Source organism: Caminicella sporogenes DSM 14501 (assembly GCF_900142285.1).
Lineage (GTDB): Bacteria > Bacillota > Clostridia > Peptostreptococcales > Caminicellaceae > Caminicella > Caminicella sporogenes.
This window is the reverse complement of record NZ_FRAJ01000003.1, coordinates 235352-257492: the sequence shown is the minus strand read 5'-3', so window position 1 is coordinate 257492 and position 22141 is coordinate 235352. Positions and strand designations below refer to the sequence as shown.

Annotated in this window: 29 protein-coding genes; all 29 read left to right on the top strand. The window is 28.1% G+C overall.

Annotated elements, in window-relative coordinates; genetic code table 11:
- Positions 1 to 47: 47 nt before the first annotated feature.
- The 29 genes from BUA90_RS01380 to recN all read left to right on the top strand — a co-directional run bounded on the left by BUA90_RS01380 (position 48) and on the right by recN (position 22071).
- The gene (locus BUA90_RS01380; protein ID WP_072965587.1) at positions 48 to 509 is read left to right on the top strand and encodes a hypothetical protein; all 462 of its coding nucleotides are present in this window, start codon (positions 48 to 50) and stop codon (positions 507 to 509) included.
- Entirely contained in the window at positions 502 to 1068 is a 567-nt protein-coding gene (locus BUA90_RS01375) for a PilW family protein (protein WP_159429981.1), read from the top strand. The genes BUA90_RS01380 and BUA90_RS01375 overlap by 8 nt, the downstream gene beginning before the upstream one ends.
- A gap of 12 nt (positions 1069 to 1080) precedes the next feature.
- On the top strand, positions 1081 to 1350 hold the full coding sequence (locus BUA90_RS01370) for a late competence development ComFB family protein (RefSeq protein ID WP_072965585.1): 270 nt from the start codon (positions 1081 to 1083) through the stop codon (positions 1348 to 1350).
- Between the two features lie 9 nt (positions 1351 to 1359).
- Positions 1360 to 1881, top strand: coding sequence for a shikimate kinase (locus BUA90_RS01365; RefSeq protein WP_072965584.1), 522 nt, complete (start codon positions 1360 to 1362; stop codon positions 1879 to 1881).
- Between the two features lie 135 nt (positions 1882 to 2016).
- A complete protein-coding gene (aroQ, locus tag BUA90_RS01360; RefSeq protein ID WP_072965583.1) occupies positions 2017 to 2475 on the top strand; it encodes a type II 3-dehydroquinate dehydratase in 459 nt (152 codons plus the stop codon).
- A complete protein-coding gene (locus BUA90_RS01355; protein ID WP_072965582.1) occupies positions 2468 to 3529 on the top strand; it encodes a M24 family metallopeptidase in 1062 nt (353 codons plus the stop codon). The genes aroQ and BUA90_RS01355 overlap by 8 nt, the downstream gene beginning before the upstream one ends.
- 68 nt (positions 3530 to 3597) lie before the next feature.
- Positions 3598 to 4155, top strand: coding sequence for an elongation factor P (efp, locus tag BUA90_RS01350; RefSeq protein ID WP_072965581.1), 558 nt, complete (start codon positions 3598 to 3600; stop codon positions 4153 to 4155).
- A 45-nt stretch (positions 4156 to 4200) separates the two neighbouring features.
- Positions 4201 to 4614: a CD1247 N-terminal domain-containing protein gene (locus tag BUA90_RS01345; protein ID WP_072965580.1), complete on the top strand. Its 414-nt coding sequence runs from the start codon at positions 4201 to 4203 to the stop codon at positions 4612 to 4614.
- 118 nt (positions 4615 to 4732) lie between these two features.
- Positions 4733 to 5797: a stage III sporulation protein AA gene (gene spoIIIAA / locus BUA90_RS01340; RefSeq protein ID WP_242945013.1), complete on the top strand. Its 1065-nt coding sequence runs from the start codon at positions 4733 to 4735 to the stop codon at positions 5795 to 5797.
- The gene (locus BUA90_RS01335) at positions 5790 to 6308 is read left to right on the top strand and encodes a hypothetical protein (protein ID WP_072965579.1); all 519 of its coding nucleotides are present in this window, start codon (positions 5790 to 5792) and stop codon (positions 6306 to 6308) included. Before spoIIIAA ends, BUA90_RS01335 begins: the two co-directional genes overlap by 8 nt.
- Before the next feature lie 15 nt (positions 6309 to 6323).
- Entirely contained in the window at positions 6324 to 6527 is a 204-nt protein-coding gene (spoIIIAC, locus tag BUA90_RS01330; RefSeq protein WP_072965578.1) for a stage III sporulation protein AC, read from the top strand.
- 14 nt (positions 6528 to 6541) lie between these two features.
- Positions 6542 to 6928, top strand: a complete 387-nt coding sequence (gene spoIIIAD / locus BUA90_RS01325) for a stage III sporulation protein AD (RefSeq protein ID WP_072965577.1) — start codon at positions 6542 to 6544, stop codon at positions 6926 to 6928.
- An 11-nt stretch (positions 6929 to 6939) separates the two neighbouring features.
- Positions 6940 to 8130: a stage III sporulation protein AE gene (gene spoIIIAE, locus BUA90_RS01320; RefSeq protein WP_072965576.1), complete on the top strand. Its 1191-nt coding sequence runs from the start codon at positions 6940 to 6942 to the stop codon at positions 8128 to 8130.
- Positions 8131 to 8138: 8 nt separating this feature from the next.
- Positions 8139 to 8732: a stage III sporulation protein AF gene (gene spoIIIAF, locus BUA90_RS01315; RefSeq protein WP_072965575.1), complete on the top strand. Its 594-nt coding sequence runs from the start codon at positions 8139 to 8141 to the stop codon at positions 8730 to 8732.
- Between the two features lie 26 nt (positions 8733 to 8758).
- Positions 8759 to 9346, top strand: coding sequence for a stage III sporulation protein AG (spoIIIAG, locus tag BUA90_RS01310; RefSeq protein WP_159429980.1), 588 nt, complete (start codon positions 8759 to 8761; stop codon positions 9344 to 9346).
- Between the two features lie 15 nt (positions 9347 to 9361).
- Positions 9362 to 10057, top strand: coding sequence for a SpoIIIAH-like family protein (locus BUA90_RS01305; protein WP_072965574.1), 696 nt, complete (start codon positions 9362 to 9364; stop codon positions 10055 to 10057).
- Between the two features lie 72 nt (positions 10058 to 10129).
- A complete protein-coding gene (locus tag BUA90_RS01300) occupies positions 10130 to 10516 on the top strand; it encodes an Asp23/Gls24 family envelope stress response protein (RefSeq protein ID WP_072965573.1) in 387 nt (128 codons plus the stop codon).
- Between the two features lie 167 nt (positions 10517 to 10683).
- Positions 10684 to 11097: a transcription antitermination factor NusB gene (gene nusB / locus BUA90_RS01295; RefSeq protein WP_072965572.1), complete on the top strand. Its 414-nt coding sequence runs from the start codon at positions 10684 to 10686 to the stop codon at positions 11095 to 11097.
- The gene (locus BUA90_RS01290; RefSeq protein WP_159429979.1) at positions 11090 to 12049 is read left to right on the top strand and encodes a Kae1-like domain-containing protein; all 960 of its coding nucleotides are present in this window, start codon (positions 11090 to 11092) and stop codon (positions 12047 to 12049) included. Before nusB ends, BUA90_RS01290 begins: the two co-directional genes overlap by 8 nt.
- Positions 12042 to 12899 carry a bifunctional 5,10-methylenetetrahydrofolate dehydrogenase/5,10-methenyltetrahydrofolate cyclohydrolase gene (locus BUA90_RS01285; RefSeq protein ID WP_330390620.1) on the top strand — a complete coding sequence of 286 codons (858 nt, stop codon included), beginning with the start codon at positions 12042 to 12044 and terminating at the stop codon, positions 12897 to 12899. The genes BUA90_RS01290 and BUA90_RS01285 overlap by 8 nt, the downstream gene beginning before the upstream one ends.
- Positions 12881 to 14104: an exodeoxyribonuclease VII large subunit gene (gene xseA, locus BUA90_RS01280; RefSeq protein WP_072965750.1), complete on the top strand. Its 1224-nt coding sequence runs from the start codon at positions 12881 to 12883 to the stop codon at positions 14102 to 14104. The genes BUA90_RS01285 and xseA overlap by 19 nt, the downstream gene beginning before the upstream one ends.
- Entirely contained in the window at positions 14094 to 14339 is a 246-nt protein-coding gene (locus BUA90_RS01275) for an exodeoxyribonuclease VII small subunit (RefSeq protein WP_072965570.1), read from the top strand. Before xseA ends, BUA90_RS01275 begins: the two co-directional genes overlap by 11 nt.
- Before the next feature lies 1 nt (position 14340).
- Positions 14341 to 15231, top strand: a complete 891-nt coding sequence (locus tag BUA90_RS01270) for a polyprenyl synthetase family protein (RefSeq protein WP_072965569.1) — start codon at positions 14341 to 14343, stop codon at positions 15229 to 15231.
- Between the two features lie 15 nt (positions 15232 to 15246).
- Positions 15247 to 15690 carry a divergent PAP2 family protein gene (locus BUA90_RS01265; RefSeq protein WP_072965568.1) on the top strand — a complete coding sequence of 148 codons (444 nt, stop codon included), beginning with the start codon at positions 15247 to 15249 and terminating at the stop codon, positions 15688 to 15690.
- Between the two features lie 727 nt (positions 15691 to 16417).
- Positions 16418 to 17059, top strand: a complete 642-nt coding sequence (locus tag BUA90_RS01260; protein ID WP_242945012.1) for a hypothetical protein — start codon at positions 16418 to 16420, stop codon at positions 17057 to 17059.
- Positions 17060 to 17073: 14 nt separating this feature from the next.
- The gene (gene dxs / locus BUA90_RS01255) at positions 17074 to 18945 is read left to right on the top strand and encodes a 1-deoxy-D-xylulose-5-phosphate synthase (RefSeq protein ID WP_200793453.1); all 1872 of its coding nucleotides are present in this window, start codon (positions 17074 to 17076) and stop codon (positions 18943 to 18945) included.
- Between the two features lie 6 nt (positions 18946 to 18951).
- On the top strand, positions 18952 to 19761 hold the full coding sequence (locus BUA90_RS01250; RefSeq protein WP_072965567.1) for a TlyA family RNA methyltransferase: 810 nt from the start codon (positions 18952 to 18954) through the stop codon (positions 19759 to 19761).
- A gap of 107 nt (positions 19762 to 19868) precedes the next feature.
- The gene (locus tag BUA90_RS01245; protein ID WP_072965566.1) at positions 19869 to 20318 is read left to right on the top strand and encodes an arginine repressor; all 450 of its coding nucleotides are present in this window, start codon (positions 19869 to 19871) and stop codon (positions 20316 to 20318) included.
- A gap of 16 nt (positions 20319 to 20334) precedes the next feature.
- Positions 20335 to 22071, top strand: coding sequence for a DNA repair protein RecN (recN, locus tag BUA90_RS01240; RefSeq protein WP_072965565.1), 1737 nt, complete (start codon positions 20335 to 20337; stop codon positions 22069 to 22071).
- The last annotated feature ends 70 nt before the right edge of the window (positions 22072 to 22141 follow it).

Here is a 22141-nt window from a genome sequence, read left to right as displayed (position 1 = left end):
CACAAGATGTAAGATTATCATAGATATATTTTTAGCAGGTGGCAATTATGTTTAAAATAATAAAAATAAAAAAGGGTTATACAGTGATAGAACTTATTATAACACTAGTTATTATTTTAACAATATTTATTATAGTAGAGCCTATGTTGAAGATAAATAGATGTAATTTAAAAATTTTTTCAGCAAAACTATGTCAAGAGATTAGAAATATTAGGATTATTAATATGACAGAAGACAGTCTTTATTATATAGTAATAAAAAAAGACCGTTATTCTGTAAAAAGAGGCATAGCTACACTTAAAACAGAGTATTTAGATTCAAATTTGATATTGTTAGATAACTTTGATGATGGTGCTTTAGATTATTCTATTATACATTTTAATCATAACGGTACGCCGAGCTATGCTGGAACGGTTAGAATAAAAGACATAAATACAGGTAAATATATGGAAATAACAATCATTCCTGTTACTGGAAGGGTGCTGTTAAAAGGTGAAATATTTGAATAATAAGCATGGATTTACATTGGTTGAAGTTTTAATATCAATAGCAATAATGGGAATAATTTTATCTGCTGTTTTTTCTTTTTTTCTGTCTAATTATAAAACATTTATAAAAAGTGATAATCAAATAGAAGCTCAATATCAAGCTCAAATTGCAATGAATGAATTAGTAGAAAATATAATGGAAGCAGAAGCATTAGTAGTAGCGGATTTGGGAAATAGGATAGGGAATAAATATCCGGTTAAAACATTAGTTTTCAAAATATATGATGAAGAAAGAGATGTCTACATAAAGTATGAATATAAGGAAGATAAACTATATCGAACATCAAAATTAGAAATTCCTTTGGGTTTTGATATTAAAGATTATTATAAAAAAGATAAATTTAATACAAATCAATATGCTGTTGGCATAAAGGATTTTAAAATAGAACTCATAGGGGGAGATAAGACAGAACTTGAAAAAGTTAGAGGTATAAAAATATTTATTACCAGCAGTGTTGGTAGTGAAGAAATAACACTTACAAATCAAGTATATTTTAGAAATTGGAAAAAAGAAAATTAGGGGGATAATAGCATGAAAGTTTTTCTCAAAAATTATATGGAAGTAGTTATTGACCGTATATTACCTGAGCTATTGAGTGGTTTTGAAGACATATGTAAATGTGAAAAGTGTCAAATGGATATTAAAGCTATAGCTCTTAATAATTTAAAACCGCATTATATTGTCAGTGAAAAAGGAAGACTTTATGAAAAAGTTTATGAAATGGATATGCAATTTTGTGTAGATGTTATGAAGGCTCTTATTAATGCAATAGATATAGTATCTAAAAATCCTAGACATTAAGGTGAGATAATGAGAGAAAATATAGTTTTAATTGGGTTTATGGGTACAGGTAAAACTACAGTAGGAAGATTATTGGCTAAAAAATTTAATATGAAATTTATTGATTCTGATGATGAAATAATTAGGAAAACCGGGATGTCTATAAATAAAATATTTGAAAAATATGGTGAAGAATATTTTAGAAATTTAGAAAAAATTGTGATAGAAGAGATATCTAAGTTAGACGGGTGTGTTATAGCTACAGGTGGTGGAGTTGTAAAAGATGAAAGAAATATTTTAAATTTAAAGAAGAAAGGTTTAATTTTTCACTTAAATGGCAGTGTATCAAAAATAAAAGAAAATTTAGAAAGTGAAATTCATAAAAGACCTTTGCTAAATTGTGATAATTATTATGAAAAAATCAAATTACTACTTGAAGAGAGAAGAGAACTTTATAAAAGAGCATCAGATTTTGATATAAATATTGATTTTTTATCTTCCAATGAAGTTGCAGTTAAGATAATGGAAATTTATAATTCTAAAAAGTTATAAAAGTATAAAAAATGAAGTGAAAGATTTGCAATTTTATATATTGCAGCTGATATATTTAGAATAAAATTATATTCAAATTTATTTTTTTGTGGTATTATTATTATGTAATTTTTTAGTAGGATGTGGAAAATAGTAATGAAAAAAGCTAAAATATTAGTTTTAAATGGTCCAAATTTAAATCTATTGGGTATAAGAGATACAAAACTTTATGGACAAAAAACTTTGGAATATATAAATAATATTTTAAAAAGGGAAGCAGAAAATTTAAATTTTGAAATTTCTTTTTTTCAATCAAATTGTGAAGGACAGATAATAGATAAAATACATGAAGCGTATGGAGTTTACAGAGGTATTATTATAAATCCCGGAGCATATACCCATTATAGTATAGCTATAAGAGATGCAATTGCTTCTGTTGAGATACCTACTGTCGAAGTTCATTTATCCAATATTTATAATAGAGAAGAGTTTAGGACTAAGTCTGTTATAGCTCCAGTTTGTGTAGGGCAAATCAGCGGTTTTAAAGAATATGGGTATATTTTAGCATTATTTGCTCTACATGAAATGTTAAATAGGAGGTATGAAAATGAATAATAAAGTTAATAATTTTAGAAAAAAGATTATTGAAAAAGGATTAGATGCTGCAGTTGTATATAAGCCTCAAAATAGAAGATATTTAAGTGGATTTACTGGAACAGCTGGATATGTTGTAATAACTAGAGATAGAAATATATTTATTACTGATTTTAGATACGTAGAGCAGGCCTCAAAACAGTGTAAAGGTTTTGAAATAATAAAACATTCGAATGAAAAATCTTTATATGATATTTTAAATAATCTGCAGATTAAAAAGTTAGGATTTGAAGAAGATTTTGTTACTTTTTTACAGTATAGAGAATTTGAAGAAAAACTAAATAATATTGAATTAGTACCATTAAATGGTATCATAAATGATTTGAGAAAAATTAAAACAGAAGATGAGATTGAAAATATTAGAAAAGCAGCTAGTATTGCCGATATGGCTTTTAAGCATATTTGTTCAGTATTAAAACCCGGAATTACTGAATGGGAAATATCCTTGGAATTAGAAAATTTCATGAAAAGACAAGGTGCATCAGGTACTTCTTTTGAAAGCATAGTTGCATCTGGTAAACGTTCAGCACTTCCACATGGTGTTGCTTCACAAAAAATTATAGAAAAAGGCGATTTTGTTACTTTAGATTTTGGGTGTGTATATAATGGTTATTGTTCTGATATGACAAGGACTGTTGTAATTGGAAAAGCAACAGAAAGACAAAGAGAAATATATGAAATAGTTTTACAAGCTCAAAAAGCTGCGCTAGAAAACATTAGAGCTGGGATAACAGGCTTTGAAGTAGATAAAATTGCTAGAGATATTATTACCAATAAGGGATATGGAGAATATTTTGGTCATGGACTTGGTCATGGAGTAGGTCTTGAAGTTCATGAAAATCCTAGATTATCTCCACTTGGTAAAGATACTCTAGAGGAAAATATGGTAGTTACTGATGAGCCTGGTATATATATTCCTGACTTTGGTGGTGTTAGAATAGAGGATTTAGTTGTTGTAAAAAAAGATGGATGTGAATTATTATCTAAATCACCAAAGGATTTAATTGAAATTTAAACTAAAAATTTTATTTAATAAGGTACAAGTAAGAAAAGTTAGAAAGAAAAAATATGGAGGGATATGTAATGATTTCAGCAGGAGATTTCAGAAAAGGAGTTACTTTTGAAATTAATGGAGAACCTTTTGTAGTTGTTGATTTTCAACATGTAAAACCTGGAAAAGGAGCTGCTTTTGTTAGAACAAAATATAAGAGCTTAATTTCAGGTACTATAAGAGAGCAAGCTTTTAATCCAAATGATAAATTTCCTAGAGCACATATAGAAACTAAAGAGATGCAATATCTATATACAGATGGAGAATTTTACTACTTTATGGATAATGAAACATATGAACAAATTCCACTTACTTTTGAACAAGTAGAAGATGCAATAAAGTATATAAAAGAAAATGATAATGCAACTCTTAAGTTTTATAAAGGTAAATGCTTCCAAGTAGATCCTCCTAACTTTGTTGAATTAGTTGTAGTTGAAACAGAACCGGGAGTAAAAGGTGATACTGCTACAAATGTTACTAAACGTGCAAAGTTAGAAACAGGTGCAGAAGTACAAGTTCCATTGTTTGTAAATGAAGGCGATAAGGTAAAAGTAGACACAAGAACTGGGGAGTATTTATCTAGAGCTTAATGGGAATAATATAAAAGTAAATTTAATAAATAAAGGAGGATTTATATGAGTTATTTAAGTGAAAGAGTTGCATATTTAAGAGGCTTAGCAGAAGGAATGGAATTGGATTTAAATTCAAAGGAAGGGAAGCTTTTAGGTTACATAATAGATGTATTGGAAGACTTTGCAGATGCAATAGAATACATAGATGATGAAATTGAAGAAATAGATGAATATGTTGAAGCCATAGATGAAGATTTAGCAGATTTAGAAGATGACTATTATGAAGAATATGAAGAGTTAGATGATGATTTTGAAATGATAGAATGTCCTACATGTGGTGAAGAAATTTATGTTGAAGATGATTTATTTGATGATTGTGACGAAGTAGAGATTACTTGTCCAAATTGTAATGAAAAGATTTATTTATCTGAAGACTGTGATTGCTGCAGTTTTGATAATGATGACGATGAAGAATAAAACGGCATGTATAGATTAAGCCTGATACAAAAGTATCAGGTTTTTCTTTTTTTTTGAAAAAAAATATCATAAATTTAGCTTTAAAGAAATATTATTTTATACAAAGGAGGGACATGTTATGGAAAAACATAAAGAAAAAAATAATAGCTTTATAGGAATAAAACATATGGAAAAGAAAATTGAAGAGTTAAATTTTAATGAAGTTTTATCAATACTTCCTGTAAGGCTGCGAAAAATACTTATGAAAATTTCTTCAAATACTATTAAAAATGTAGAAGAAATTAGATTGAGAGTGAACAGACCTTTAATTATTAATGTCAGTGGAGAAGATTATTTTGTTACTGATACAGGTATTATAACAAAAAATAAACATAATATTATTATGGTTAACAAACTTGATATTGAAACGTGTTTTCAATTGGTTACTGATTATTCAGCCTATGCTCTTGAAGAAGAAATAAGAAATGGTTTTATTACTATAAAAGGTGGACATAGAGTTGGAATATGTGGAAAGACAATTATAGAAAAAAAAAGAGTAAAAACATTAAAAGATATATCGGGTTTAAATATAAGATTTTCAAAAGAAAAAATTGGATGTGCTAAAAAAGTAATTAGATATATTATCAAGTCGCAAAATTCTATTTATAATACACTTATTATTTCTCCGCCTCAATGTGGTAAGACAACACTTTTAAGAGATATTGTAAGACTTATAAGTAATGGTGTAGCTGATTTGAATTTTAAAGGGATTAATGTAGGAGTTGTAGATGAAAGGTCTGAAATAGGAGGATGTTATAATGGTGTACCTCAAAATGATATAGGAATTAGGACAGATATACTTGATAGTTGTCCAAAGGCAGAAGGAATGATAATGCTCATAAGGTCTATGTCTCCAAAAGTAATAGTAACTGATGAAATTGGTAGAGATGATGATATTTATGCACTTAAAGAAGCAATGAATGCTGGAGTGAAGTTTATAACGACTATTCATGGCAGTAGTCTTGAAGAAGTTTGCAGGAGAGAAAATATTTCTAAATTAATAAAGAATAAGGTATTTGAGAGGGTAATAATTTTGTCAAATAAGCCAAAAGTAGGAACAGTAAGAAAAATAATAGATTGTAAAAATAATAAAATTCTTAACGATGTACTCCTATACGATAGGAGTGAAACAGATTATGATTAAGATTTTTCTATGCAGTATTTTATTATTTTCTTCATCTGCAATAGGTTATCTTATTTCTTTAGGGTATAGTTTTAGAATTAGAGATTTAAACGATATTCAAAGTGCATTAAATAGATTGGAAAGTGAAATTATTTACTATTCTACTTCACTTCCTTTAGCTATGGAGAAGATAGCTAAATTGTGTAATGGCAATACTTCAAAAATTTTTAAAGAAGTATCCAAGTTATTAAACAGTAAAGAAGGATATAGAATAGATGAAGCTTGGAAGATAAGTGTGTTGAAATTTAAAAGTAAAACGAATTTTAATAGAGAGGATATAGAAATAATAATAAATTTTGGTAAAGATTTAGGGGTTGTAAGCAAAGAAGTCCAGAAAAAACATTTTAATTTTATTAGAGATTTATTGGAAGAACAGAAAAAAAAGGCTATGTATCAGCAAAATAAAAATGGAAAAATGTATAGTAAGTTAGGAGTTATATTGGGATTGGCGTTAATAGTGATATTAATTTAATTTGGGGGGATAAAAATGGCATTAGATATAAATATGATATTTAAAATAGCAGCAATAGGTATATTAGTTTCGGTACTAAATATGGTACTAAAACATTCTGGAAGAGAAGAAATGGCTATGATGACTACAATTACCGGTTTGATAATAGTACTTTTTATGATTATTAACATAATAAACAATTTATTTAGTACAGTTAAAACTATGTTTGAAATTTATTAAAAAGGTGTGATTATATGGAAATATTCAAGATAGTTGGACTTGGAATTATAGCAACTATTTTAACAATAATTGTTAAACAATATAAACCTGAGTATGGGGTACATATTAGTATAGCTGCTGGAGTGATGATTTTTTTAATGATTGCAGGTAAATTGGTTTCAGTATTTGAAGTAATAAATCAGTTAACTGATAAGCTTGAAATAGATTTAGTATACGTCAAATCTATTTTCAAAATAATTGGAATAGCATATATTTCAGAATTTGGAGCACAGATTTGCAGAGATTCAGGAGAAGAAGCTATTGCTTTTAAGGTAGAGTTAGGAGGCAAAATAATTATAATGGTTTTAGCACTGCCTATATTATTATCTGTTTTTAATTTAATTACAAAATTGATGTTATAGGAAGTGAAGAAATGAAAAAATCAATATTAATTTTACTCATATTAGCAATTTTTGTTTTGAAATTTAAAGTAGTTTACTGTTATGAAGGTGAAGCTGATTTGAATAATTTAACAGATAAAGTAATTTTAGAACAAATAAAGGCACTTGATATTTCAGAGATAGAAGGACTTATTGAAAATATGAGTAAAAATGAAGAAATAAAAATTCCAAACATAAATATTAAATCCATGATAATTTCAATGCTGAAAGGAAATACTCGGTATCAGTTAAATGAAATAATAAAAAATATAATAAAATTACTTTTTAAGGAAATAGTAATAAATTCTAGACTATTAGCACAGTTGATATTTATATCTATACTATGTGCACTACTTAAAAATTTAAGTAATTCTTTCGGCGGTAGTATATCTGGAGAAATAGCTTTTTATGGATGTTATTTAATTATTATGGGCTTAGCAGTAAAGAGTTTTATGGTAGCTATGCATGTTGGACAAGTAGCCATAGATAACATGGTAAGTTTTATGCAGGCGTTGATTCCTGTGCTGTTAACTTTATTGGTAGCCGCTGGAAGTTTGACTACATCTGCAATTTTTAAACCTATTATTGTTGCTTCAATAGGTATAACAAGTACAACAATGAAAGATGTAGTAATTCCTTTAGTATTATTTACAGCAATTTTATCGATAATAAATAATTTTACATCTAAAGTGCAGATTTCAAAATTATCATCGTTAATTAAACAGGGCTGTATAGCGTTAATAGGATTAATTTTAACAGTATTTTTGGGAATAATGTCTATTCAAGGAGTTGTAACTTCTACATCTGATGGAATTGCAATGAGAACAGCAAAATTTGCTGTGGACAGTTTCATTCCTATAGTCGGAGGTTTTATGTCTGAAGCTGTAGATACGGTATTAGGATGTTCTTTATTACTTAAAAATGCAGTAGGAGCTGTAGGATTGATATTATTACTTATAATAGTTTCTTATCCTATCTTTAAGATAGTGTCAATTATGATAATTTATAAAATAGCTGCAGCTTTAGTAGAACCTATTTCTGATAGTAAGATAGTAAATTGTTTAAATGATATGAGCAGTGCAGTTACAGTTTTATTTGCAACAGTAATTTCGGTAACAATAATATTTTTTATAGGTGTTACAGCAATTATAGGGGCAGCTAATATTACTGCTATGATTAGGTAGGTGATAATATGGGGTTTATTTATAAATGGATAAGAAATATAGTGTCAGTTATGATATTTGTCAGTTTTATAGAAATACTTATGCCTGAAGGAAAGATGAAGAAATATTTAAATTTAATACTTGGTTTTTTAGTTATGATTGTAATAATAAATCCTATAATAAATTTACTTAATAGTAAAGATGTACTTGAAAAGGAATATTTTAAAATATCTGCTCTTTTAAGTGAGGAAGAATGTAAAATGACTGTAAAGAATATTGAATCTTTACAAAGAGAACAGTTGATTAATATTTACAAATCTAAATTAAAAGATGATATAAAGACCAGAATAGAAAGAAAATATTCTGTAAAAGTATTAAATGTAGATATGGATTTGGAAGAAGATAGAGAGAAATTCGGTAAAATAAGAAAGTTATATATTCTGCTTTCAAACGATAAAAAAAATATGAGTGATAAAGAAACTGTTTCGATAATAAAAATAAATGTAAACGGCGAAGAAGAAAATAATAACTTAAATAGTAAAAATGATAGTTTAAAAAAAGAAATTAGATGTGATATTACAGATATTTACAATATTGATAATCTAGATATAATTATCAATTAAGTTTCATAAGCGGGGGTGAGGATAAAGTGAAAATCATAGAAAAGTTAAAGGATATTATAGCAACTCAAAATATAAAAAAGACGATATATAATTTTTTAGCAGTAATTATATCATGTATTATACTGCTAATTTCGTGGAGTACTTTTTATCCTAAAGAAAATAAATCAACAGAAAAGATTGAAAGTTTACAGACATCAAGAATAGAAAAAAATGAATATTTTTATACAGATAGTATAGACAAGAAATTAGAACAAATATTGAGTCAAATAAATGGAGTAGGTGATGTAGATGTAATGATAACTTATGAAACTAGCTCTGAAGTTGTTCCAGCTTCAAATATTACAAAATCTCTTCAAACTACTAAAGAAAATGACAGTCAGGGTGGGACGAGAACTACTACACAAGAAAATATTACTGAGCAGATTGTAACTTTAAATAATAGCGATTATAAAAATGCACCTGTTGTAATAAAAGAAATAAAACCTATAGTAAGGGGGGTAATAGTTGTAGCTGAGGGTGCTGGTAATCCAAAGGTGAAAAGTGCACTTATTGATGCAGTTACAACGATTTTTCAAATAAAAAGTTATAAAGTTAAAGTATATGAAAAAAAATAAGGGGGAGATGAAAATATGTTTAATTTTAAATTTGATAAGAGAAAGGTTGTAATTTTATCATTAGTGTTTGTATTAATTTCAATAAGTTATTTGAATTATATGCTAAATAAAAAATCAATACTTGAAAGTTCTTCGGACTTTAAACAATATGAAGAAAATCAATTATCAGTTATGACATCAAAGGAAAATGAGGATAATATAGTCGTTGAAGAAAATATAGGAAAAGAAACAGCTACATCATCTATGATGATGATACCAGAAGAAGAAAAAGTAGTAGATAGTAAGCAAGAAGATATAAATAAAATAGTATCAGTTTCCAATTCAAACATTGAGGAATCTTTGTTAAATAATGAAAAAAGAAATAAATCAAGTTATTTTCTTCAAGCAAAAATAGATATAGAAGTTGAGAGAGAAAAGACAATAGAAAGATTTGATGAGATTATTAATAGTAAGATGACTGATGAAGAATCAAGAAAAAGTGCAATTAAGAAAAAGATGGCAATAATAGATTTAATCAATAAGGAAAAAATAGTGGAAAGTTTAATAAAAAGTAAAGGTTTTGAAGATGCAGTTGTATTTATTACGAATGAAAGCGTTTATGTAACTGTTAAGGATGAAGAATTAAGTAAATCCGATATAGCTAAAATTTTAGATATTGTAACTAGAGAAACGAAAGTATCTATAGATAATATAAAAATTCAAAATAAATAAATCTTAATAATTGTAAATAAAAATACATTTTGGTATAATAAACAGTATAATAAGGAAATTGGAGGTAAAAACATGGATAATAATTCTCAAACAGATAACTTGAATTATGGTCAAGTTAAAATATCTGATGAAGTTGTCGGTACTATAGCAGGACTAGCAGCTGCTGAAGTTGAAGGAATTTACAGTATGAGCGGAGGATTAGCTGGAAATATTTCTGACTTACTTGGAAGAAAAAGTCTTTCTAAAGGAGTAAAAGTTGAAGTTGGGGAAGAAGAGGCAGCTATTGATTTGTATGTTATTGTAGATTATGGAGTAAAAATACCAGATGTTGCATGGAAAGTACAGGAAAAAGTTAAAAATGCTATAGAAACGATGACTGGACTTAGGGTAGTTGAAGTAAATATTCATGTTCAAGGTGTGAATGTTCCAAAAAAAGAAGAACAAGTTGAGGAAGAATAATTTAATATAGATAATAATATCGAAAAAATGACTAACTCCCTTTTTAGGGAGTTAATTTATGTTATTATAACATAAGAACTTATTGAATTTCGATTGAGATGTATCTTAAAGAAAAAAATGTAAAAAATAAAATTTAAAATAACATATTCAGCAAAGGAGGATTTATAATGAGTAGGAAATTAGCTAGAGAAACTTTGATGCAGGCATTATTTCAAATAGAGTTCCAAAAGATATATGATTTTAAAGCTGTTGAAAATTTTATAGAAGGAGTTATAGATAACAAAAAAGACAGACAGTTTATAGAAGAAATGGTAAATTTATTTATTGAAAATAAAGAAGAAATAGATAAAAATATCGAAGAAAATTTAAAAGGCTGGAAATTGAGTAGAATTTCTAAAATAGATTTATCTATATTGAGAATAGCAGTTGCGGAAATTTTGTATAGAGAAGATATACCAATAAAAGTATCAATAAATGAAGCTATTGAACTTGCTAAAAAATTTAGTGAAGATGAATCTCCTAATTTTATTAATGGATTATTAGCTTCTTTAGTATCTAAGAAGGGATTAAATGATGAGTAAGTATTTTTTGGGAATAGATACAAGCTGTTATACTACTTCTATAGCTGTAGTCGATGAAAATGAAAAATTAATGTTTGATAGTAGGCAAGTTTTAAAAGTTAAAAGAGGTTTAAGAGGTCTTAGGCAGTCAGAAGCATTATTTCAGCATATCAAAAATTTGCCAATACTTTTTGAAAAACTTGCTAGTCAAGTGGATATAAATAAAATATCAAAAGTTTCTGCAAGCAATAAACCCAGAAATTTGCCTGAATCATATATGCCTGTTTTTTTAGCGGGTACATCTTTTGGAAAAACAATAGCAGCTATGTTAAAAACTAGTTATGAAGAATATAGTCATCAAGAAGGTCATATAGCTGCTGGGAAATGGTCTGCAGAGATGTTGGATATACGAGATTACATAGCAGTTCATATTTCTGGTGGGACAACGGAAATTCTTAAAGTGTGTGAAATAGATAATAAATTTAAAGTACAGATAATTGGAGCTACTAAAGATATTAGTGCAGGACAATTGATTGATAGAATAGGAGTTATGATGGGATTAAATTTTCCTTCAGGTAAAGAATTGGATAAACTTTCAAAAAATGGAGTATTAGGTAAGATTAAGCTGCCGGTAAGTACAGAAGGTACATACATAAATTTTTCTGGAACAGAAACTCATGTAAAAAGAATTATTGAGAGCAGAATATATAATAATTCAGATATAGCAGTAGCACTATTTGAGTGTATTTATAAATCTTTATTTGAAGTAATCAAAAATTCTTGCAAAAAGACAAAAATAAATGATGTTTTATTAGTCGGAGGAGTTGCATCAAATAGTTTTATAAGAGATAATTTATTTATAAGGCTTAAAAGAGAAGGCATAAATGTTTATCTTAGTAAGCCACATTATTCTACAGATAATGCAGTTGGCATTGCTTTATTAGGATTAAATGGGGGGAGATATAGTGAGTAATATAATTAATGGAAGAGAAATTTCAAAGAAGAGGTTAATAGAAATTGAAGAAAAGGTAAAGTATCTATCTGACAAATATGGAAAAGTTCCGGGACTTGCAGTTGTATATATAGGAAATGATAAAGCTTCAGAGGTTTATGTAAATACTATTATCAAAAAATGTACAAAAGTACATTTTTATAGTGAAAAACATTTACTTTCTGAAAATGTATCAGAAGATGAAATATTAGATTTAATAAATAATTTAAATAAAAATGAAAAAATAAATGGAATAATAATTCAATTTCCACTTCCTAAAGGTATAGATGAAAATAAAATTAAGTTTGCACTTTCTTATGAAAAAGACGTTGATTGTATTAATCCAATAAATGTGGGTATGTTGTATTCAAACTCAAAGAGCTTTTTACCATGTACTCCAAAAGGTGTTATAGAACTCATCAAGAGTATAAATCAAGATTTAACGGGTAAAAATGCTGTTGTTGTAGGTAGAAGTAATATAGTAGGTAAGCCTGTTGCAGAACTATTGCAGCAAGAAAATCTTACAGTTACACTCTGTCATTCAAAAACTAAAGATTTAAAAGAGCATTTATTAAGAGCAGATGTTGTAGTGGCAGCAGCAGGAAGGGCTAATTTGATAAAAGGAGATATGCTCAAAGAAAATTGTATAGTAATTGACGTTGGAACAAATGTTGTAGATGGAAAACTTGTTGGAGATGTTGAGTTTGATAGTGCTGTAAAGAAAGCGTCATATATTACGCCTGTACCGGGTGGAGTAGGACCTATGACAATTGCTATGCTATTAGAAAATACATTGGAGGCATGTTTAAAACAATGCGAATTAAAATTTTAACAGTTACTGAGCTCACAAATTATTTAAAAAGAATTTTATTACATGACCCTATTTTAAATAATTTAGTTATTAAAGGCGAAATATCTAATTTTAAATTACATAGCAGTGGACATGTGTATTTTTCAATAAAAGATGAAAAAAGTAAACTGAAATGTATAATGTTTAGTAGTGAATTTGTTAAACTAAAGTTTATGCCAAAAGATGGAATGAAAGTAATTGTAAAAGGTTATATTTCAATTTATGACAAAAATGGAGAGTATCAATTATATGTTAATGAATTAGAAGAAGAAGGACTTGGAGATTTATATATTGAATTTGAAAAGTTAAAAAATAGACTTTTTAAAAAGGGTTATTTTGATTCAAAATATAAAAAGAAAATACCATTTTTTCCTAAGAAAATAGCTGTGGTAACTTCGCCGACTGGAGCTGCAATTAGAGATATTATATCTGTAATTACAAGAAGAAATAATTTTGTAGATATTTTAATATCTCCAGTGTTGGTGCAAGGTGATAGGGCAAGTGTTCAAATATCTGAAGCTATAGATAGATTAAATAAAATTGATGATGTAGATTTGATAATATTGGCTCGTGGTGGAGGTTCAATAGAAGAATTATGGCCATTTAATGAAGAAATAGTAGCTGATAGTATATTTAATTCTAAAAAACCGATAATTTCAGCTGTTGGACATGAAACGGATTTTACTATTTCTGATTTTGTTGCTGATTTAAGAGCTCCAACGCCTTCTGCTGCAGGAGAAATAGCTGTTCCTACTATATCAGATATTAAATATACTCTGAATTTGTATTATAGGAATTTAAAGGTAAATATTTCAAAATTTATAGAAAATTATAAGCATAAATTAGAAAATTATAGTGAAGAAAGAATGCAGAAATATCTTTTATATAAAATTAGAGAAGAACATCAAAATCTTGATTATATGCATAGTCAGATAAGTAATATTTTAAACAAAAAAGTAGAAATATTAAAAGAAATGCTTTTTCATTTAGGAAATAATTTAAATAATTTAAGTCCTCTTTCAACGATGTCAAGAGGGTTTGCAATACTTCAAAGCAGTGATAATAAATTACTAACAAGTGTAGAAAATGTAAATTTGAGAGATGAAATTAAAGTATTATTGAGAGATGGTTATTTGAATTGTACAGTTGATAATATTGAGAAAGGAGATAAATTGATTGACAGATAATACTCAAAATAAAAGTTTTGAAACAGATTTAAATAGATTAAAAGATATAGTAAAATTATTAGAAGAAGGAAATCTTTCTTTAGAAGATTCACTAAAGTATTTTGAAGAAGGGATTAAAATTTATAGAAGATGTATAAATGTTTTAAATAGTGCACAGCAAAAGATATCTTTATTATTACATGATGAAGATGGAGAAATAAAGACTCAGCCTTTTGATGTGTATGAGGAGGAATAAAATGGATTTTAAAACTTTATTATTGTCCAAAAAAAGCAGAGTAGATGAAGAATTAAAAAAATATTTTGTAGCTAAAAATGGTTTTCAAAAGACAATTTTTGAAGCAATGGCTTATAGTATTAATGCAGGAGGAAAGAGATTAAGACCTGTTTTAATGATAGAAGTTTGTGATATGTTGGGTGGAAAAATTGATGATGTAATGCCTTTTGCTTGTGCTATTGAAATGATACATACATATTCTTTAATACATGATGATTTACCGGCTATGGATAATGATGATTACAGAAGAGGTAAGCTGACTAATCATAAAGTTTTTGGTGAAGGAATAGCTATACTAGCTGGTGATGGATTGCTTAATCTTGCATTTGAAACTATGATTAAAAAAATTATTGATGGAAAAATTGATAAAGATAAAGGTATACAGGCTATGTTTGAGATAGCAAAAGCAGCCGGAGTAGAGGGAATGATTGGTGGACAAGTTGTAGATTTGGAATCTGAAGGAAAAGAAATTGACAAAGAAACATTAGAGTTTATTCATTTGAAAAAGACAACAGCTTTGATTGAAGCATCTATTAAGGCAGGTGCTATAATTGGTGGAGCAAATGAGCAAGAATATGGAGCACTTTCAGAATATGGAAGAAATATAGGACTGGCTTTTCAGATAGTAGATGATATATTAGATGTTGTTGGAGATGAAAAAAAACTTGGTAAAAAAGTAGGTAGTGATTTTAATAATGATAAGAGTACTTATGTATCTTTATTCGGTGTTGATAAATCGAAAAAAATAGCTAAAGATTTGATAAATCGCAGTATAAATGTGCTTGAAATATTTGGGGAAAAAGCTGATTTTTTAAGAGAATTATCAAGATTTTTAGAAGTAAGAGATTATTAGTTAGGAGGAAATGAAGTGGCATTTTTACCAAAGATTTTTAGAAATGAAATATTAAATGTAGCAATTACCTCCTGGTTTATAGCACAAGCTCTTAAAGTAATTATTACTTTGCTGACTCAAAAAAAGTTAAATCTTTATAGATTTGTTGGTTCTGGTGGAATGCCGAGTTCTCATTCTTCTATGGTAATGGGGCTTTCAACTGCAGTTGGATTAAAAAATGGATGGGATTCTGCTTTATATGGAGTATCATTAGTTTTTGCTTTGATAGTAATGTATGATGCGGCTGGAGTTAGACGTGCTGTTGGAAAACAGGCTATAATATTAAATAAAATTTTAGAAGATAAACAAAAGCACAGACAAATAGAAGAAGGTAGATTGAAAGAACTTGTAGGACATACTCCAATTGAAGTTTTTGCAGGAGCTTTTCTTGGCATATTAATTGCTAATATACTTATTTGATAAATTATTTAATTTATGTTATAATATCTTCTACACTTGAGTGGTGCAGTATTCTAGTCAGAGCATCTAATTCTGAAGGCGGGGCTAAAAATCCGTCAAAGGGCACATCGATGAAGTTCCTGGTATTGGCTTCTGACGCCCAGTCAGGGGTTGATGCTGGGAGTAAGGAATAGGGGGCGATCCACAATGGCATGTGGACGGCGACCCTCTTTCCGTGGAGACCTAAATCTCGAAAGGGATTAGGATGAACCTGCATGTGGTAGATTTCTGCTACATGCAGTGTAGCCTGCCTTGAGTGGAATAGGTGGATGAATAGATTCAGCTTTAATATTATGGGCCCGTAATATTAAAGCATTGCTATTCTAAACCTATTCTGCAAAAGAGGCTAGGAATTAGTATGCCTGTTGAGGAAAACTCCTAGACTGTTTCCACGTGAAGGTATATTAAGGATTACAGTGCGGACTTAGTGGTAGTCTAGTCTTATACTTGGCGACAGTATAAATATGGGTTTAAAGGGAAACCGCTGATCTGGCAACAGAACAGTACCCATATGGGAAATCCTACTAGACCTAAGCCGCAAAGTTTACTTAATATACTACCCTCAAGTGTTAGTATACTGATGGCTTTTGCTATCAGTTTTTTTTGATTAATGTGGGTAAATTTTAACAAAATAGTAATTAAGTTGTCTTATAAAAAACTATTTTATTAATGAGGTGTGGTATAAACATTGAATAAAACTAAAAGAAAAAAAATAAATCGTATAAAAATTGCTATAAAATCTATAAAAAATTATAATTTTAAATGGATTATAAATGTTACAATAATTACTTTTATTTTAGCTATAGGAATGAGTATTATTTCTGAAGCACTTCTTAGAAATGCTTCTATAGGAATAGCTTTTCTAGTTTTAATTATTATTATATTCATAGGAATTGTGTTTGACCTTATAGGTATAGCAGTAGCTACGGCAGACCAAAGACCTTTTAATGCAATGGCTTCTAAGCGTATTAAAGGTGCAAAGGAAGCTATTAGATTAATACAAAATGCAGGACCGGTTTCAAATTTTTGTAACGATGTTATAGGAGATATAGCAGGTATAATTAGTGGTGCTGCTGGAGCAATAATACTTATACAGATTAGTAAAATATATAAAAACATTGATACGGCTATATTTAGTATAATATTAAGTGCAGTAGTAGCTGCTTTAACAGTTGGAGGAAAAGCATTTGGAAAAGAAATTGCACTGAGAAAATCAAAAGAAATAGTATTTTTTGTAGCAAAGTTGTTAAATTGGTTGAGTTATAAGTTTAAAATAGGAATTCTGCCCAATAATAAGAAAAAGAAAGTCAACAAAAAAAAAGGAAAGTGAGATGACTGTATTATATGAATATTTTATCTAAAATAAATGGGCTAGACGATTTTAAAAAACTGAATTTATTAGAATTAAAAAAATTGTCAAGTGAAATAAGAAAGTTTTTGATTGAAAAAGTATCTGTTACAGGAGGACATTTAGCTTCAAACCTAGGAGTTGTAGAACTTACTATTGCACTGCATAAAGTTTTTAACAGTCCAGAAGATAAAATAATATGGGATGTTGGGCATCAAGCATATGTACATAAAATATTGACTGGCAGAAAAGAACAGTTTGATACATTAAGGCAGTTTAAGGGTTTAAGTGGCTTTCCAAAGATTAAAGAAAGTATACATGACAGTTTTGAAACAGGACATAGCAGTACTTCTATTTCAGCTGGACTTGGTATGGCACTTGCGAGAGATTTAAAAGGAGAAAAATATTCAATAATATCTGTAATAGGTGATGGAGCTTTAACAGGAGGAATGGCTTTTGAAGCTTTAAATCATGCGGGTCATTCAAAAACGGATTTTATAGTTGTATTAAATGATAATGAAATGTCAATTTCTGAAAATGTTGGAGGACTCTCAAAATATTTAAATAGGATAAGAACAGCACCTACGTATTTTAAGGTTAAAGATGATGTAGAAAGTTTACTTAGAAAAATACCGGCAATTGGTGAATCAGTGGTAAGAACTGCTCAAAAGACAAAAGATACTATTAAATATTTTTTTGTTCCCGGTATTATATTTGAAGAACTTGGATTTACTTATTTAGGTCCTGTAAATGGACATAATATTGAAGATTTAATAGAAGTTTTTAAAAGAGCTAAAAATATTAAAGGACCTATATTAGTTCATGTAAAAACTAGAAAAGGAAAAGGGTATAGCTTTGCTGAAAAACATCCAGATAAATTTCACGGTATAGGACCGTTTAATATTCAAACTGGTAAAAAATTAAAGGTAAATTCATCTAAAACTTATTCAGAAATATTTGGAGAAATTCTTGTTAAACTTGCTGAAAAAGATTCTAGAATAGTTGCTATTACTGCAGCTATGCCATCAGGAACGGGATTAAGTTTATTTGCCAGCAAATTTCCTGAACGATTTTATGATGTCGGGATAGCAGAGCAGCATGCAGTTACTTTTGCAGCAGGTTTAGCGGCAAATGGTATAAGACCAGTATTTGCAGTTTACTCTACTTTTCTTCAGAGAGGATATGACCAAATTATTCATGATGTTTGTCTTCAAAACTTGCCTGTAGTTTTTGCAATTGACAGAGCAGGAATAGTTGGGCAAGATGGTGAAACTCATCATGGAGTTTTTGATTTATCATATCTCAGACACATACCAAATTTAAAAATTCTTGCACCAAAAGATGGAAAAGAGCTTGAAAAAATGCTTGAATATGCTTTTAAGCAGGAAAGTCCAATAGCTATTAGGTATCCTCGTGGAGTTAGTGAAGATTTATGTATTGATGAAAAAAATAATGTAGATAGAGCAGAAATTTTGAGAAAAGGTAAAGATGTGTGCATTATAGCCATTGGAAAAATGGTTAAAACGGGACTAGAAGTTTCTAAATTACTTGAAAAAGAAGGTATAATGACAACTGTAATAAACAGTAGATTTGTAAAACCATTAGATAAAGATACTATATTGAATGAAATTAAAAATATTGATACTGTAATAACACTTGAAGATAATGTGAAATCAGGTGGTTTTGGTTGTGGAGTACTTGAACTTTTAAATGAAAATGGAATAAAGGGTAAAAAGTTTAAAATATTTGGTTTTCCAGATAAATTTGTAGAGCATGGAAGTGTAGATGTTCTTTTTAAAGAATATAAATTAGATTTTAAAAGTATTGCTTTGAGTATATTAGAATTATTAAAAAAGAAGGAGATATAGATATAGATGAGTGAAAAACAGAGAATAGATGTTTTATTAGTGGAAAGAGGTTACTTTTCTTCAAGGGAAAAAGCAAAAAGGGCACTTATGGCTGGTATTGTATATGTAAATAATGAAAAAATTGATAAGTCAGGTATGAAAGTAAATGTTGATTCGAAAATTGAAATTAGAGGAAAAGAAATGCCTTATGTAAGTAGAGGAGGATATAAATTAGAAAAAATTATAAATGAATTAAATCTCGATTTGACTAATAAGATTGCTATGGATATCGGGGCTTCAACTGGTGGTTTTACAGATTGTATGCTGCAAAATGGTGCAAGTAAGGTGTATGCTGTAGATGTAGGATATGGACAATTGGACTGGAAATTAAGACAAGATGAAAGAGTTATAAACATGGAAAGAACGAATATAAGATATGTTAATCCTGATGATATTGGAGATAGAGTAGATTTTGCAACTATAGATGTATCTTTTATATCACTGAAATTAGTTTTACCTGTTGTAAAGAAAGTAGTCAAAGATGGCGGTGAAATAGTATTTTTGATAAAACCTCAGTTTGAAGCTGGCAGAAGTAAAATAGGTAAAAAAGGTGTAGTGAAGGATAAAAAAGTACATAAAGAAGTATTGTATGATATATTGAGATTTGCTTTAAACTTGGGTTTATCTATAAAATATGTTACTTTTTCGCCTATTACAGGACCTAAGGGAAATATAGAATTTCTTGCTTATACCATTAATGAAAAATCTGAAGAAATATTGGATATAGAAAAAATAGTTCAAGATGTAGTTGAAAGAGCTCATTTGAATTTTTCTTAACTTTTAGAAATATTTATAATTATGCAGGAATATTAAGTATAATTATAGAATTAGTATCTAGTGTTTAAAAAACGTTTTCTTTATAAATATAAAACAGGAGGTTATTTATGAAGTATTCAAGACATGCTAAAATACTTGAAATTATTGAAAATAATGAAATTGAAACTCAAGAAGAATTAGCAGAATACTTGAAAAAAAATGGTTTTAATGTTACTCAAGCTACAGTTTCAAGAGATATTAAAGAATTAAGATTAATCAAAGTATTAACTAAAAATGGCAGATACAAGTATGCTACAATAAAACAGCAAGAAGGTGTATTATCTGATAGATTGATAAAGATTTTTAAGGACTCTGTGTTATCTATAGATTATTCTAAAAATATTATTGTACTTAAAACTTTAGTAGGAGCAGCTAATGCAGCTGCAGCAGCAATTGATGCTTTAAATATAAAAGAAGTAGTAGGTACAATAGCTGGTGATGATACTATCTTTTTACTTGCTAGGGAAGATAAAGATGTAGAAGAACTGATTAGTTACTTTAAGAAATTGATGAAATAAGAAAAGGAGGTTGTATATGCTCCTTGAACTTAGCATTGAGAATTTCTTACTTATAGATAAAGTTAAAATTTCATTTACGAATGGTTTTAATGTTATATCAGGTGAGACAGGTGCAGGTAAATCGATAATTATTGATGCAATAAATCTTACGTTAGGCGGAAAATCAAATAAAAATTTTGTTAGAACTGGCAAAAAAAGAGCTATAATAGAGGCTGTATTTGATATTGATAATAGAGAAGTTAAGAAGCTATTAGATGAATATGGTATAGACTGTGAAGATAATATTTTAATATTGACAAGAGAAATTTTTGGTACAGGTAAAAGTATATCCAGAGTTAATGGTAGAATAGTACAGTTAGCATTTATACAAAAAATATCTAAGTTATTAATTGATATTCACGGTCAACATGAACATCAATCTTTGCTTTATTCTGAAAATCATATTGATTTATTAGATTTATACGGAAATAAATTAATACAAGATACTGCTATTAAGGTAAAGGAAAAGTATAATGAATTAAAACTTTACAAAAGCGAATTAAAAAAATATAGCAGTATAAATGAAAAGGAAAGAGAGCGAAGAATAGACCTTATAAAATTTCAGATAAATGAAATAGATTCTAGTAATTTAAAAAATAATGAAGATGAAGAGCTTTTAAAAGAGTATGAGCTGTTAAAAAATGCTGAAAATATTTTTGCCACTATAAGTGAAAGTTATGATAAAATTTCATCTAATTATAATGATGAATATTCAGTGTCAAGTGTATTGTCAAATGTATTAAGTAAATTAGAAAAAATATCGAGTTTTGATGAAAAGCTTTTGAATTTTTATAGTGAAGTTCAAGATATATTCTATAGACTTCAAGATATTTCTACTGATATGAGGCATTATTTAGAGAATATTTCATTTGATTCTGAGAGATTAAATGAAATAGAAATGAGACTTGATACAATTAATAATTTAAAAAGGAAGTATGGAAATACTATTGAAGAAATATTAAATTATAGAAATGAACTCATTGATGAATTAAAAGAAATAGAAGGCAGTTTTGATAAGATAAATGTATTGAATGAAAAAATAAAAAAATGTGAAGAAGAATATATTGAATTAGCTGATAAATTAACGGTGATTAGAAAGCAAGTAGCAAAAGATTTTGAAGAAAAGATTTTGAAAGAACTTAAAGATTTAAATCTTGAAAAAGCAAAGTTTGAAGTAAATATTGTTGCAAATCTTGATAAAGAAGGTAAATTAATTTTTTCACAAAAGGGAATTGATAAAGTCGAATTTTTAATTTCTACTAATCCCGGTGAACCGTTAATGCCTCTTTCAAAAGTGGCATCAGGTGGAGAAATATCAAGAATAATGTTAGCATTAAAAATCATACTAGCAAAGGTTGATAATATATCAACTCTTATATTTGATGAAATTGATACTGGAATTAGTGGAAAGACTGCTAATATTGTAGGAGAAAAAATGGCTCTTATTGCTATTAATTATCAAGTTATTTCAATTACACATCTTCCGCAAATAGCTGTTATGGCTGATAACCATTTACTTATTGAAAAAGTTTTTTATGATGATCAAACTATGACAAAAGTTAAGACATTGACTGAAGAAGAAAGAATAGAAGAAATCAGCAGATTAATTGGAGGTAATAATATAACAGATTTAACACTGCAAAATGCTGAGGAAATGATAGAGCTGGCAAATAAAATAAAAGAAGGTTTTAATAAAAAAGTTGCTAAAATTTAGCAACTTTTTTTATTTTAACTAATTTTGATAAGAATTTATATATATACTTTTTTATTCTTTAACGCTTATA

Excerpts from the sequence above, each read along its gene's own strand:
- BUA90_RS01380 (WP_072965587.1), top strand. The coding sequence starts at position 48 with ATGTTTAAAATAATAAAAATAAAAAAGGGTTATACAGTGATAGAACTT.
- BUA90_RS01370 (WP_072965585.1), top strand. The coding sequence starts at position 1,081 with ATGAAAGTTTTTCTCAAAAATTATATGGAAGTAGTTATTGACCGTATA.
- BUA90_RS01365 (WP_072965584.1), top strand. The coding sequence starts at position 1,360 with ATGAGAGAAAATATAGTTTTAATTGGGTTTATGGGTACAGGTAAAACT.
- aroQ (WP_072965583.1), top strand. The coding sequence starts at position 2,017 with ATGAAAAAAGCTAAAATATTAGTTTTAAATGGTCCAAATTTAAATCTA.
- BUA90_RS01355 (WP_072965582.1), top strand. The coding sequence starts at position 2,468 with ATGAATAATAAAGTTAATAATTTTAGAAAAAAGATTATTGAAAAAGGA.
- efp (WP_072965581.1), top strand. The coding sequence starts at position 3,598 with ATGATTTCAGCAGGAGATTTCAGAAAAGGAGTTACTTTTGAAATTAAT.
- BUA90_RS01345 (WP_072965580.1), top strand. The coding sequence starts at position 4,201 with ATGAGTTATTTAAGTGAAAGAGTTGCATATTTAAGAGGCTTAGCAGAA.
- spoIIIAA (WP_242945013.1), top strand. The coding sequence starts at position 4,733 with ATGGAAAAACATAAAGAAAAAAATAATAGCTTTATAGGAATAAAACAT.
- BUA90_RS01335 (WP_072965579.1), top strand. The coding sequence starts at position 5,790 with ATGATTAAGATTTTTCTATGCAGTATTTTATTATTTTCTTCATCTGCA.
- spoIIIAC (WP_072965578.1), top strand. The coding sequence starts at position 6,324 with ATGGCATTAGATATAAATATGATATTTAAAATAGCAGCAATAGGTATA.
- spoIIIAD (WP_072965577.1), top strand. The coding sequence starts at position 6,542 with ATGGAAATATTCAAGATAGTTGGACTTGGAATTATAGCAACTATTTTA.
- spoIIIAE (WP_072965576.1), top strand. The coding sequence starts at position 6,940 with ATGAAAAAATCAATATTAATTTTACTCATATTAGCAATTTTTGTTTTG.
- spoIIIAF (WP_072965575.1), top strand. The coding sequence starts at position 8,139 with ATGGGGTTTATTTATAAATGGATAAGAAATATAGTGTCAGTTATGATA.
- BUA90_RS01305 (WP_072965574.1), top strand. The coding sequence starts at position 9,362 with ATGTTTAATTTTAAATTTGATAAGAGAAAGGTTGTAATTTTATCATTA.
- BUA90_RS01300 (WP_072965573.1), top strand. The coding sequence starts at position 10,130 with ATGGATAATAATTCTCAAACAGATAACTTGAATTATGGTCAAGTTAAA.
- nusB (WP_072965572.1), top strand. The coding sequence starts at position 10,684 with ATGAGTAGGAAATTAGCTAGAGAAACTTTGATGCAGGCATTATTTCAA.
- BUA90_RS01290 (WP_159429979.1), top strand. The coding sequence starts at position 11,090 with ATGAGTAAGTATTTTTTGGGAATAGATACAAGCTGTTATACTACTTCT.
- xseA (WP_072965750.1), top strand. The coding sequence starts at position 12,881 with ATGCGAATTAAAATTTTAACAGTTACTGAGCTCACAAATTATTTAAAA.
- BUA90_RS01270 (WP_072965569.1), top strand. The coding sequence starts at position 14,341 with ATGGATTTTAAAACTTTATTATTGTCCAAAAAAAGCAGAGTAGATGAA.
- dxs (WP_200793453.1), top strand. The coding sequence starts at position 17,074 with ATGAATATTTTATCTAAAATAAATGGGCTAGACGATTTTAAAAAACTG.
- BUA90_RS01250 (WP_072965567.1), top strand. The coding sequence starts at position 18,952 with ATGAGTGAAAAACAGAGAATAGATGTTTTATTAGTGGAAAGAGGTTAC.
- BUA90_RS01245 (WP_072965566.1), top strand. The coding sequence starts at position 19,869 with ATGAAGTATTCAAGACATGCTAAAATACTTGAAATTATTGAAAATAAT.
- recN (WP_072965565.1), top strand. The coding sequence starts at position 20,335 with ATGCTCCTTGAACTTAGCATTGAGAATTTCTTACTTATAGATAAAGTT.